This window comes from Chitinophaga nivalis, assembly GCF_025989125.1.
GTDB lineage: Bacteria > Bacteroidota > Bacteroidia > Chitinophagales > Chitinophagaceae > Chitinophaga > Chitinophaga nivalis.
The window spans coordinates 5,267,370-5,280,136 of the sequence record NZ_JAPDNR010000001.1 but is presented as its reverse complement, the minus strand read 5'-3'; the positions used below and the strand labels follow the sequence as shown (position 1 = coordinate 5,280,136).

Here is a 12,767-nt window from a genome sequence, read left to right as displayed (position 1 = left end):
CACCATATGGAACAAAAATCTACCTGGGCAAGACTGCGTTGGCCAGTCAAAGCAGTGATCATTGCGATTCCTATTATAGGCATCGGGTACTGGGCATTTGAGAGCGGTAAACTGGATGCGGTTGCCGGTAAACCCGAGACCACCAAAACAGATAGTGGCTGGGCGGCCGAATCCGGTACAAAGCCTCAGCCATCCAAAGCCACCAAGGCGACGGAAGACAGACGTACCTTCAACTATAGCCCCGAAAAACCGGTAGACGGTGAAATGAAAGGTGTGGTGGAAGTAGGCGCTTCCGGCTTCAACTCCTTTGTAGTAAATATCGATAAGGATAAACACTGGGAAATTGTGTCTAAAGATTTCGGTAAGTCTTTCGTATACGAGGGGATGGCTACTACCGCCGATATCCGTATGGGCCTGAAAGACTATATCGGTGCGATGTTCGATAAAGGCGTGAAATCCAGAAACGTTCATTTTGTGATCAGTTCCGGCGCGCAGAAAGATCCTAAAACGGCCACTATCTCTGCTGAGTTGAAGAAGATGGGTTATGTCGTAAACCTGGTAACAGCAGAACAGGAAGGTAAACTGGCCCTGAAATGCGTATTACCGCCTACCTATGCAGAGAACTCCTTTGTTGTGGATATCGGTTCCGGCAATACGAAAATCTCCTGGATGGAAGGGAATAGTATCAAGTCGCTGGAAGGACCTGGCGCCAAATACTATGAAAAAGAAATGAAAGATGACGCGGTATATGCCCAGATCAAAGCGTTGGCGGAAAAAATACCGGCCACAAAAAGAGAAATCTGCTTTATCATCGGTGGGGTACCTTTTGAACTGGCCAAACAGATCCGTGATGGAGAAGAACGGTTTACGGTACTGAATGAGCCGGCAAAATATCAGTCCGACAAAGTAAAAATCAAAAGTGGCCTGAACATTTACAATGCCATCAAAGCTACTACCAATTGCGATACGTTCGTATTCGACTGGGATGCCAATTTTACCATCGGCTTCCTGCTGTCCCTGAAATAAACGCTTTTGCCTGATAAGCAACCGGGTATCCTGTTTAAGGGGTACCCGGTTTTTTTATTAAGGGTTCTTCAAAAAGTAATCAGCAAAAAAATACAGGCATGATATGCCTGCAGGCAAGGAAGTAAGCCGTCTGCGGGAAACGGCTCACGGGTCATTTACTTTGCTTCACAGCGTCTCCACAGCGTGCTGCAATAGCAGGTGAAGAAGCAGTCAAAGTCAAATACACAGGGCTTCTGGAAAATACAGGGAGAATAACCACCGCCACCATTAACGGATTTAATCTCATTACGGGAAAGCCTTTTGCCTAAATTTTTCATAACGACTTTTTTAAAAGTGAGGAATACCGGAAGATAAATGCCGCCACTGCTGTAATAGGGGGAATGTGTACGTATGGCGTAAGAATAATGCCGGTATAACCCCCAGGTATATACGTTGGTATCAGATATGGTGATCTTTCGGTAAAATCATCAGTTTGGGTATCCGTACATGCGCAGGCTGTTGCAGGATGTATAATACAGCGGCTACAATATCAGCTGTTTGCAGTGGTTCGTGAATACCCATACTATCTTTCGGATGAACTTCCCAGTCTTTGTGTAGTTCCGTCATCACCAATCCTGGTTCTATGCAGGATACCTGGATAGCGGTACCGCTAAGTTCCATGCGAAGTGCTTCGGATAAGGCTTCAATGGCAAATTTAGAGGCCGCATAGGCGCCGGCGGTAGGGCGTACCTTTGTGCCCAGTACACTGGATATATTGATCACATGTCCGTAGCCCTGTTGTTTAAAACGTTTGAGGAGCTTATAGGTCAGCGTAAAAGTAGCTTCTACATTCAACCGGAGCATGGCGGCAACTTTTTCGATCTGAATGGTCTCAATGGGCCCTGTTTCCAGCATGCCTGCACAGTTAAATAAATAGTCGAGCCGGCCTGCTGTTTCAAAGATGAAGTGTTCCAGCTGATCCTGGAAGGCCGGCGAGGTAAGGTCGCCGGGAAATACTTTTACCTGGGCAGCGGGGAAGTCGTTGAGCAGAGCTGCCCGTCTGGCGGTAACGATCAGTTGGTAGCCTCTTTCGGCCAGTGCATGGGCGATGGCATAGCCGATGCCGCTGCTGGCGCCTGTAACTAATGCCACCGGAGAGGTATGGGTCATAGCTGTTTATTTTAAGGAAGTGGTATTTTGATAGCCGGGACCCAAGATATTAAAAAGATAGTAGGGTTTTATATTAGATAATAAAATGCCATCCCGCTGGCTGCAAAGAGAAAGGGTGGGAGAAACGATTTTATGATGTATAGCGCAGCAGTGGAAGCAAACATCCGCCGGGATAGTTATCCGGAGGAACCATCCTTTGCCTGATCCATAAGGCCGGATGGTTCCTCACAGGGCTTAATCCTGAACAACCTTATAGGTCGGATCTTCCATAATATTTACCTCAATGACAGCAGCCGCATTTTTCAGTAAAGCGATGCAGTCTGCGCTTAAATGACGCAGGTGTAATGTTTTGCCGGCCTGCTGATAACGCTCGGTTAATTTATGCAGGGCTGATATCGCGCTCATATCGGCAATCCGGCTCTCCTTGAAGTCGATGATGACTTCCACCGGATCGTTTTGTACATCAAATTTCTCTGAAAAAGTACCTACCGCACCAAAGAATAGTGGGCCGTAAATTTCGTAATGTTTTACGCCATGCTCATCTACATATTTGCGGGCCCGTATTCTTTTGGCACTTTCCCAGGCAAATACCAGAGCGGAAATAATAACGCCTATCAATACCGCGAGGGCCAGGTTATGCAGCCATACGGTAATGAGCGCCACCAATATGCCTACGAATACATCATGGCGGGGCATTTTGTTGATGATGCGTAGACTGATCCATTCAAAGGTGCCAATAGCCACCATGATCATGACGCCTGTCAACGCTGCCATCGGTAGCCTTTCTATCACCGGTGCGCCGAATAATATGATCAGCAGAATCGTCAGGGCAGCAATAATGCCGGACAACCGGGCCCTGGAGCCGGCAGAGAGGTTTACAAATGTTTGGGCAATCATGGCGCAGCCACCCATACCGGTGAAAAAGCCATTCAATACATTGGCCGTTCCCTGTGCCACACACTCTTTGTTGCTGTTGCCTTTGTTGCCGGTTATTTCATCTGCCACATTTAAGGTAAGTAAGCTCTCAATGAGTCCTACACCCGCCATCACCAGCGAATAGGGGAATATTATTTTTAGCATATCCAGGTCAAAAGGAACGGAGGGAATATGAAAAGGAGGGAACCCGCCGCTGATGGTGGCGATGTCCCGTACTGTTTTGGTGTCAATGCCCAATCCTGCTACGATGCCAAAAATAACGATGATGGCTACCAGCGAAGCTGGTACTGCTTTGGTGATCTTCGGAAAGAAAATAACGATCAGCATGGTCAGTATAACCAGTGTCAGCATGATCCATAGCGGTGCGCCTGTCAGCCACGCAGTACCGGTGCTGGTTGTTATTTTGAATTGTTGTAGCTGCGCCATGAATATAATGATCGCAAGTCCGTTGACAAATCCATACATCACGGACTGAGGCACTAAACGAATGAACTTCCCTAACCGGCATACCCCTACGATGAGCTGTAAAATGCCCGCTAATACAACGGCGGCAAAAACGTATTCGACCCCATGCGATTGCATCAGGGCGATCAGTACCACCACTGTGGCGCCTGCACCACCAGATACCATTCCTGGCCTGCCGCCCAGGATGGCGGTCACCAGTCCCATGATGAAAGCGGCGTATAAGCCGGTAAGCGGAGAGAGGCCTGCGAGTATGGCAAAAGAAAGGGATTCAGGAATCATGGTCATGGCTACGGTAAGCCCGGCTAAGATCTCTGTGCGGTAGTTTACTTTCTGTTTGAAATCAAATAAATTAAGGTAAGCCCTCATGAATGATGGTGTATTAAAAAAAATAAAGTAATGAATTCAGCCAGGAGCCCCACTTTTAATAAGCGGAGCCTTAAAACAGGAAAGTCTGTTCATCAAGGTGGAGTAACCACAGAAGTGAGAAGCATGTTCGTCATAGCGGAGGCAAAGGTACAAAAATATGCTACGGCAGTCAATAGGACGGGATAGGAACCCATTTTAAGCATATTATTCCGTCTTGTTTTTTTAGTCAGATCGTTTTTAAGAAAAATTACTATTTTTGTAGTGAATAACACAAAATTAAATATCCGCTGTCTGATACCAGACAACAATAAGGGTATCATTTCGTAACACCTTTATACCAGCAGGATGAGAGGCAGACCAGTCATATACAACAATAAAGAGGTAATAGAGAAAGCCCAGCAGGTTTTCTGGACGAAAGGCTTTACCGCCGCTTCGCTGGAAGAGGTATTGGTGGCAATGGGCATGGGAAGCGGTAGTTTTTACAACGCTTTTAAAGGCGGTAAAAAAGAATTGTTTAGTAAGGCTATTCAGCAACGACGGGAAGCCTTTCAGGCATTTAAAGCGGAGCTGCAACAAAGTGAAGCGCCGGTTGAGCTGATCAAGGATTTTTTCCGCAGCATTGCAAAAGCAGATCAGCAGACGCATTTACAGGGTTGCCTGATTGTAAATACCGTCGTGGAAATGGCCTGCCTGGATGAAGACCTGGAAAAAGAAGCCGTCACTATTTTGAAAGAAGTAGAAGCGCTTTTTACCGCTACCATTGCACAGGCGCAGAAGAAAGGGACTTTGAAGAATCAGACAGACCCGGTGATACTGGGCCGCTACCTGATTACTTTCTGGAATGGCTTAAACATTACCCGGCGGATGTATCCTAACCGGAAAGTGCTTAGTCAGCAGATCGAAATGCAGCTGGCAATCATCAGCTGATTTTTTTTGCCGATTTTTGTAGTGATCAACACAAAAATAAAAATAAGCTATGCAAAGGTGATTTTATCCTTATGCAGCAACGTATTTCACGGAAACCAGACAAATAATATTTATGGATTTACAATTGAAGTCAAAGGTCGCTTTTGTGAGTGGCTCCACCCAGGGCATTGGTTTTGCCATCGCCAAAGGTTTGTTGCAGGAAGGTGCAACGGTCATCATCAATGGCAGAATACAGGAAAAGGTAACAGCCGCCATCGCCCGACTGCAGCAGGAACTACCCGGTGCACCCGTATCCGGCATTGCAGCGGATTTTGCCCATGCTGATCAGGTCACGGCCTTATTAGATAAGCTACCCGCCATCGATATACTGGTGAATAATGTAGGGGTCTTTGAACTGAATGATTTCTTTGACATCCGGGATGAGGAGTGGACGCGCTTTTTTGAGATCAATGTACTAAGCGGTATCCGCTTATCCAGGGCGTTGTTGCCAGGAATGCTGACCCGGAATCAGGGCCGGATTATTTTTATCAGCAGTGAGGCCGGCGTGAATATTCCGGGCAACATGATACACTATGGTATGACCAAAACCGCAATGCTGGCCGTAAGCCGTGGCCTGGCGCAGCTAACAAAAAATACAGCGGTAACCGTCAATACGATTTTGGGTGGGCCTACTTACTCCGATGGTGTAGCCACGGTGGTAGAACAGATGGCTGGCGCACAGCAACAACCTGTGGCAGACATAAAAAATAATCTGATGACTACTATGAATCCAACTTCTTTATTACAGCGCTTTATTGAACCGGAAGAACTGGCACACCTGGCAGTATATCTGGCGAGCCCTTTATCAGGTGCTACGAATGGAGCGGCACTCCGGGCAGATGGAGGAGTGCTGAACAGTATACTATAGACTATACCTGTTAAAACCAGGATGTGTGTTGGAATATAAGTAACAAATAACCGGTACAAGTAGCTACAGCAGATACTTGCACCGGTTTAAGAAAGAATAGTTCCGGTAATGTCGCAGTTATGTGAAAGGATTAAATACGACCGGGACTATTGCAGGTGAAAGCTTACTTAATACAGTCGGTGGAAAGAGCACTGGCGTTGTGGTTAAGTGCCCTGCAAACACATTGGTCATTTGAATTACTTTCACACACGCCCGGAGAGCCGCCGGGGTATCCCGTAACACTGATGATACAGGAGCCATGGCGGCACCTGTCTTCCTCGAAGCCCCTGTTAAGGTCTTGCCCACCACTAATGTGTTGTAATTGCGCTCTGGTTAACACTTCTTCCGCGCCCAATTCCAGCGCTGTTAATTTTAGTTTTTTCATGTTGTTGACATTTTAAATGTGGAGATATACAATTTTGGTTCAGAAAAACAGGGTATTGAAATGATTCATTCATTTTCCGGGGACACTCATAGTGGCAACAGGTAACCAGGATGGGTGGCTACATAGCGGGGGCTATTATGATGTATGTCTACCGGTTGCTATTTTCAAGAGGGCTGTTATTATATAGAAGTTACCTTATCCGGAGTAACGATCCGGATAAGGTAAGGAGATGCTAATTCAGACATTCGTTGGAAATGGAACTAGCGCCATGGTCTAATGCCCGGCATACACATTTGTTGCGGGAGTTGGTCTCGCAGGCGCCGGCAGCGCCGCTTGTGCCTGGCACGTCAATGCTACAGGAGCCACTGGAACACCTGGGGGTGATACAATAACCATCAACGCAGATGAAATCGTAGGCACACTCCTCGTCTACCTGACACCGTGCGGCTGCCATGTTCATGTTTCCTCCGCTAACCCCGCGGAGCTGATCTCTGGTTAATACTTCCTGTGCGCCGAGTTGCAGCGCTGTAAGCTGTAGTTTTTTCATGTTGTTACAATTTGAAATGTAGGGATACACGATATTGATTAAAAAAGAAGATGGTTGGTATGGATCAACTATAAAAAAAGTATTTCAGGTCGTTGACAGTATAGATTTCAGGGAGCTGATGAAAGTCAGCTACGCCACCATTGATGGTTGCCGGTGAGAGAAAGAAAGTAGGCGTAAAACTGACACCCACCTGCTGACACCAATTACGCATTTCCTGTACCCGGGTTTGCTGCGCTGATAAAGCGGCGGTTGTTATTGGATGCCGGACAGCAAAGGCATCATAGTCTTTTTGCGCTGCCAGATACCAGTCATCCAGCGCCTGCATCAATAGCTGCGGATTGCCTTGTTCCGCGATGGCCAGAAGATGCTTCACCGGTAGCAACCGGGCATGATCTTCCTGAGCCGCAACAGAAAAAATAATTTGTATCTGCAGGTCTTCGTTGTGATGCAATAGTTCTTCCAGCGGCGTATGTGCTCTGGAACAAGGCCCGCAATAAGGATTACAGACTTTGATGATTTTGTTGGCAGCCTTGGGATTACCGAGTATGATGCCTAAACCATCGGCTGTATGCGTGAGGTGCTTTTGTTTAACCAGCAACGATTCAAATATCATTGCGTTGTGTTTGAGCCGTTGTAATTCGGTACCCTTACGCTGATTGTTTTTAGCGTTACGAAAAACCGGTAAAAACAAGGAGGCCGTTAAAGACGGAAGCAGGTAAGACAATAGCAGCGGAATCACACTGCTGGTAGCTGTTGGTAAGGAGATATGATGCCAGCCTCCCGTCAGTACTGTCAAAAATTGTAATACCAGTATTCCCTGCACACATAAGCATAATACACACCATTGCCGGGCAATGCTATACTGATAGTATAAAGAGAAAAACACATAAGGCACTGCCAATGTATTGATCCAGGTAATGACGGATAAAGTGGTGGGCGAAAAGAAACCACCGGTCAGTAAAAAAAACAGGCCGCCGGTGAAGTAGGTGAACCCAATCACACTCCAGCTGACACCCGCTATTTTGGATGCTTTGGAATGGAGGATCGCACTGCAGTTTACTTTTTTGCCGGCACTGCATATCTGTTGTAGTAAAGGATTGTGCAGGTCCAGCTCATACCAGATAAGTAGCCCGGCAATGAGGCTGCCCGCCAGCATTTCTACCAGCAATAAAAAGGGTAGGAGTACCGCTGCTCCTGTCTGGAAAAAAGCGAGGAGACCTGCCAGTACAACAATCGCTGGTATACTGAACAATGCCAACAGAGAAAACAGGGAATGTCGTTTTTCCTGTTGCTGATTTTTGATATAATCCCGTTCTCCTGCTGAGGGCTTCGGTTCGGCCATTAACACAATACCGGAACAACGGGCACTAAATGCAGCGTGGGAAAGCGTGGCCCAGACACGCTTTTCCGGATCAAAGAAAACAAAACTGTCAGCAGTAATTGTTTTCACCACTGTATAGAAATCCATATCATGTTGCTGGCCTTTTATCAGCGTGATGAAAGGCACGGGTACCTGTATTAGTTTATCGGCAGAGAACCTGGCAGAAAGATTGTCTACACCGAAACTATGCAGGATATCACTGATACTGATGATGCCAGGATAATCAGGATGTTCGGAGATGTCTTTTTTAAGTGTGGTGGTGGTAATATTAACCTCCAGGAGATGTAATAATAATTGCGTGATCTCAACGGCATTGCTCTTCGGCTCAAAAAGCTGATGGATATAGGATAACATAAGGGAAATAAAATTATCGTGATGAAAACCAGGCATGTCGCGTTTTTACAGGTTCCGGTGCCTGTATGGTATGTGGTCAGGTATTAGTATGAGTATTATTCGTTTATTCGTTACAGTTAGTATTTTTAAAATGATTAGTCAGTTCGTGGAAATGATGCATAGCGTTAAACAGGATGTAAATGTTGGTTGTTAAAATGATGACAGCATTGCTCGTATGTGATGATCTAATGTAGTAAGATATATTTAATAATTGTATCCATTTAAAGGGAGGATTTTTTTTGAACAAGAAAAGCGTATAACGATATCTTCCGCAGTATTGCTGGATTTCCTGCCGTAAAAAGAAGGAGCGTCTGCATAGACGATGAGGTGAATTTTTTTTATTAAACATATCAAGCCCCTGTTTGATATATCGTTGTGCGTACTTTAGGAAATATTATGATGGATGCCTTCCTGCTTTTTTAAACCATTAGATAAATACAACGTTGTACTGCACTGAATCGGACATTTGGCTACAAATTAAGGGAATCTGGCTACAGCGATATACAACACCATGCAGACCTTTGCAATAGCGGGGAGACCAATAGTCTACCCGTTATTTTAACATTTTAATGTGGAAACTTTATGAGAACCATTTTGATAACCGGCGCCAATAAAGGTATTGGTTTGGAAACAGCCCGGCAGCTGGCGCAGTTGGGCAATTTTGTGTATGTAGGCAGCAGAGATATACGTAACGGAGAAAAAGCAGTTGCGGAATTGAAAGCTACCGGCATTACACAGGTGGCGGCGATTCAAATTGATGTAACAGACATCGCTGATATCCGGCGGGCGCAGGAGGAATTAAGTAGTCAGATCGATGCACTGGATGTGCTCATCAATAATGCAGGTATTGCAGGAGAACAGCCGCAGGAGCTGTCTGTAGATAGTATGGAAAATGTGCGCCGTTTATTTGAGACCAATTTTTTTGGTGCGGTGCAAACCACACAGCTGCTATTGCCGTTGTTGAGAAAATCGGTAGCATCTGCCATCATTAATGTATCGAGTGAAGTAGGGTCATTAACGATGAATATGGCGGTAGACAGACGTCCCAATTGGCGTAACTATTCGGCATACGGGGCTTCCAAAACGGCCTTGAATGCTTTCACCGTGATGCTGGCCAACGAATTGCGGGAGCAAAACATCGCAGTGAATAGTGTTACACCAGGTTATACCGCTACGGATCTCAATCAGTTTAAGGGTTTCAAGCATGTTTCGGAAGGGGCGAGGCCGATTGTAGCACTGGCGATGGCTGCAGACAGCAGTATCACTGGCAGATTCTTCCAGGATGGGGGAGAACTTCCCTGGTAGTTGTCTGCCTGCCTGTTGTTTGATTACAGCGTTTTTTTATTGCAATTTTATCAAGAGAATTTTCCGCTGATAAGGGTCGTTATGCTATGGGCTTTACCCATAATTTTAGTAAATTAGGCGTAAAGCCCTGTACCATGAAGACAACACGTCCACTCATTGTATCCATCCCTCATCCCTGCTCGCAACGCCTGCACGATATGACACAGGTAAAGGAGGGGAGGTATTGCAGTGAATGCCGGAAAACGGTCATCGATTTCTCCCTGCTGACGGATGCTGCCATCAGCCACCGCTTGCAACAAGCCAACGGAGAGGTATGTGGTATGTTTCTGCCTTCTCAGTTAAACCGGCCACTGGAAGTTGCTCCCAAAAAAAGATGGCTGCCTGTAGCCTTACTGACAGGCCTTTTATCCGGCGGAAGTCTCTTGTCCCTGCAGGCTAAAAACCTTTCTCCGGCTTCATTGCTGATTCCCGGTTCAACAGATGCATCAGCGGCTACCAGCGGAGAACCTGATTCATTAAGGGTAATAAAAGGTAACGTAAGCGCAGAAAATATACCCCTGGGAGGAGCTACTGTAGTATTAAAAGATACAAAACATGGTGTGGTAACAGATAGCGCCGGCAATTTTACGTTAACGATACCAGATACGACTCAAGGCAAGACCTTTACTATAATTATTAGCTTTGTCGCCTTTTACCCGATTGAATTGACAGCAACGACTGATATGCCTGTTGCAGCAGTACTCCAACCGTATTCTCCTGCAGATAGTGCCAAGATAGGCTACGTTGTCAGGGTAGTCAAACCTACCAGGTGGGGACAACTAAAAAGAGATTGGCGTCGCCTCTGGCATATCCGCAAGGAACCACATTAATGGCTATACGCTGTCTGTTCACAGAGGGCGGGTATTGTAACCCTACTGCAATTCGGTTACAGGGAAATATCCTTTTTACCATAGCCGTTTAATCGGGGAGATTTTTTGCCTGGCAAGGGTCGTAATGGTATAGGTTTGCAGCCATAATTTTAGTAAATTAGGCGTAAAGCCTTGTACCATGAAGACAACACGTCCCCTCATCGTATCCATCCCTCGTCCCTGTGCGCAACGCCTGCAAGATATGACACCGGTAAAGGGCGGAAAGTATTGTAGTCAATGCCGGAAAACAGTCGTCGATTTCTCTCTGCTCACAGATGCCGCCATCAGCCACCGTTTGCAACAAGCCAACGGAGAGGTATGTGGCAGCTTTCTGCCTTCCCAGTTAAACCGGCCACTGGAAGTTAACCGGAAAAAAAGGTGGCTGCCGGTAGCCTTACTCACCGGTCTTTTATCCGGCGGAAGCCTCTTATCTTTGCAGGCTAAAAATTTGTCTCCGGCTTCATTGCTGATTCCCGGTCCGACCGATGCGCCTGTGACGACCAGCGGTGATCCCGATTCTTTACGGGTGATAAAAGGTCACGTCATTGCGGATAGGGATAGTATGGCTGTGGCATTTGGAATTGTAACACTCAAGGGCGCCAAAAACATAGGAACGATGACTAAGACGGATGGTAGCTTCACGTTAACCATACCGGATAACATACCAGGCAATACCTTTACGATACACATCGGGGGGATAGGCTACGAGCCGCTTGAATTGACCGCTACTACCGGTATACCCGTTACGGCCGTACTCCCGGTATCGTTGTCGACGCTCGATAAGGTGGTGATGACCGGTGGTATCTGTTGCTCCCACTTAACCCGGTGGCAGCAACTAAAAAGAGATTGGTATCGCCTCTGGGATGTCAGCAGTTGGTTACGTTAATGACTATACGCTGTAAATGGACGCCTTAACGAAGAGGGCTAATGTTGGCGATGTTTTCAAAGTGTATATCCGCATGCGGGCAGGCCAGCATGCCTTCCACGTCATAATGATGGTGAGTGGTTAGGTAGGTTGCTATAATAGCTGGAGCGTGCATTGTCGTGTTATCTGTTTGCATTGCGCTGATTAATATAACCCCAAGTAATCCATAAAATGCAGGTAAATGCCCGTTGTTCATCTCCCGTAAAATAACAGATAAAAAAAGGAAAATAAAATATCCCGCTATGCATGCATAGCGGGATATTTTGTAGGAGCCGAAATATTATAACAGGATTAAAGATTCAACCGTAATCCCGCAGAAAGATTCAGGTGGGAGAGGTTTTCCTTTTCATCGTCTTTGAGGGTCACTTTTACCCTGGAATAGCCATCATATCGGGTGTAGCTGTTCAGTTTTCCTGTGATCAGCGACAACTGGGCGCCGGCAGACAGTTTACGGGCTATCCGGATATCATAACCCATGTCCCATCCCAGTCCTACAGTGCCACCGGTTAGTTGCACTTTTTGAGCAGATACGGCGCCATCATCCCGGAAGCCCAGATAGCCAAGCGATATATTGAGATGAAACGAATTCGTTTTTTTGGGATTAAATATACGGGCCGCAAAAGTAGCCGCAATGAAGTTGATCGCAATATTATCCTTTACGATCTGTCTTGCCGGTCCTACAGCTGTATTCACCAATAAAGCCGCGCTTTGGGAAGACTGAAACCGACTGTATTTAATACCGGTTCCCAGTGTCTCATTAAAGTAATACAAGGCATCGGCGCTGATGTTAAAGCCGGATTTCATTTTTTTCATGTAATCCCGCGCCTCTCCGGTGAGCTGTGGCGAGATCTTACCCAGGCGGTAGCCGTAACCACCGGTGACCGCTAAACGAAAATGAGGAATGTCTGTAGCAGTAGTAGTGCGCGATGTCTGGGCAGCCGCCTGCAGGGCCAGCAAACTGGCAGAAAGTATAAGGACCAGCCTTTTCATGATGATGAGATTAAGTGATATATAGTTGATAATGTGTCTCAGGTATAGTGAGCGGTAAGGGTACTTTTAGATCGGGATAATGCCTGCCTTGATGCGTTACAGATATAGGTTGCTGATC

The 12,767-nt window shown here is 46.3% G+C and carries 13 protein-coding genes; 6 read left to right on the top strand and 7 right to left on the bottom strand.

Going from position 1 to position 12,767, the window contains the following annotated elements; all coding sequences use genetic code 11:
- Nucleotides 1-6: 6 nt before the first annotated feature.
- Entirely contained in the window at nucleotides 7-1,026 is a 1,020-nt protein-coding gene (locus tag OL444_RS20715) for an acetate and sugar kinases/Hsc70/actin family protein (RefSeq protein ID WP_264730032.1), read from the top strand.
- A 155-nt stretch (nucleotides 1,027-1,181) separates the two neighbouring features.
- On the opposite strand, the gene OL444_RS20710 is transcribed toward OL444_RS20715, so the two are convergent.
- The 3 genes from OL444_RS20710 to OL444_RS20700 form a co-directional block, all read right to left on the bottom strand.
- Complete coding sequence (locus tag OL444_RS20710; protein ID WP_264730034.1) at nucleotides 1,182-1,343, bottom strand: hypothetical protein; 162 nt, start codon at nucleotides 1,341-1,343, stop codon at nucleotides 1,182-1,184.
- 121 nt (nucleotides 1,344-1,464) lie between these two features.
- Entirely contained in the window at nucleotides 1,465-2,175 is a 711-nt protein-coding gene (locus OL444_RS20705; RefSeq protein WP_264730036.1) for an SDR family oxidoreductase, read from the bottom strand.
- 234 nt (nucleotides 2,176-2,409) lie between these two features.
- Nucleotides 2,410-3,942: a SulP family inorganic anion transporter gene (locus OL444_RS20700; RefSeq protein ID WP_264730038.1), complete on the bottom strand. Its 1,533-nt coding sequence runs from the start codon at nucleotides 3,940-3,942 to the stop codon at nucleotides 2,410-2,412.
- A gap of 345 nt (nucleotides 3,943-4,287) precedes the next feature.
- On the opposite strand from OL444_RS20700, the gene OL444_RS20695 reads away from it, so the two are divergent.
- Nucleotides 4,288-4,869 carry a TetR/AcrR family transcriptional regulator gene (locus OL444_RS20695; protein WP_264730040.1) on the top strand — a complete coding sequence of 194 codons (582 nt, stop codon included), beginning with the start codon at nucleotides 4,288-4,290 and terminating at the stop codon, nucleotides 4,867-4,869.
- A gap of 112 nt (nucleotides 4,870-4,981) precedes the next feature.
- On the top strand, nucleotides 4,982-5,776 hold the full coding sequence (locus OL444_RS20690) for an SDR family NAD(P)-dependent oxidoreductase (protein ID WP_264730042.1): 795 nt from the start codon (nucleotides 4,982-4,984) through the stop codon (nucleotides 5,774-5,776).
- A gap of 163 nt (nucleotides 5,777-5,939) precedes the next feature.
- Here the strand turns inward: OL444_RS20690 and OL444_RS20685 are convergent, their stop codons facing one another.
- The 3 genes from OL444_RS20685 to OL444_RS20675 all read right to left on the bottom strand — a co-directional run bounded on the left by OL444_RS20685 (nucleotide 5,940) and on the right by OL444_RS20675 (nucleotide 8,482).
- Nucleotides 5,940-6,200, bottom strand: a complete 261-nt coding sequence (locus tag OL444_RS20685) for a hypothetical protein (protein ID WP_264730044.1) — start codon at nucleotides 6,198-6,200, stop codon at nucleotides 5,940-5,942.
- Between the two features lie 232 nt (nucleotides 6,201-6,432).
- Nucleotides 6,433-6,747: a hypothetical protein gene (locus tag OL444_RS20680; RefSeq protein WP_264730046.1), complete on the bottom strand. Its 315-nt coding sequence runs from the start codon at nucleotides 6,745-6,747 to the stop codon at nucleotides 6,433-6,435.
- Between the two features lie 64 nt (nucleotides 6,748-6,811).
- Nucleotides 6,812-8,482 carry a vitamin K epoxide reductase family protein gene (locus tag OL444_RS20675; RefSeq protein ID WP_264730048.1) on the bottom strand — a complete coding sequence of 557 codons (1,671 nt, stop codon included), beginning with the start codon at nucleotides 8,480-8,482 and terminating at the stop codon, nucleotides 6,812-6,814.
- A gap of 621 nt (nucleotides 8,483-9,103) precedes the next feature.
- Between OL444_RS20675 and OL444_RS20670 the strand changes: the two genes are divergently transcribed.
- From OL444_RS20670 to OL444_RS20660, 3 genes are all read left to right on the top strand, one after another.
- Nucleotides 9,104-9,826 carry an SDR family NAD(P)-dependent oxidoreductase gene (locus OL444_RS20670; RefSeq protein WP_264730049.1) on the top strand — a complete coding sequence of 241 codons (723 nt, stop codon included), beginning with the start codon at nucleotides 9,104-9,106 and terminating at the stop codon, nucleotides 9,824-9,826.
- 134 nt (nucleotides 9,827-9,960) lie between these two features.
- Complete coding sequence (locus OL444_RS20665; protein WP_264730051.1) at nucleotides 9,961-10,695, top strand: carboxypeptidase-like regulatory domain-containing protein; 735 nt, start codon at nucleotides 9,961-9,963, stop codon at nucleotides 10,693-10,695.
- A gap of 178 nt (nucleotides 10,696-10,873) precedes the next feature.
- Nucleotides 10,874-11,620, top strand: coding sequence for a peptidase associated/transthyretin-like domain-containing protein (locus OL444_RS20660; RefSeq protein WP_264730053.1), 747 nt, complete (start codon nucleotides 10,874-10,876; stop codon nucleotides 11,618-11,620).
- A 330-nt stretch (nucleotides 11,621-11,950) separates the two neighbouring features.
- Here OL444_RS20660 and OL444_RS20655 read toward each other — a convergent pair whose 3' ends face one another.
- The gene (locus tag OL444_RS20655) at nucleotides 11,951-12,649 is read right to left on the bottom strand and encodes a hypothetical protein (RefSeq protein ID WP_264730055.1); all 699 of its coding nucleotides are present in this window, start codon (nucleotides 12,647-12,649) and stop codon (nucleotides 11,951-11,953) included.
- Between the last annotated feature and the right edge of the window lie 118 nt (nucleotides 12,650-12,767).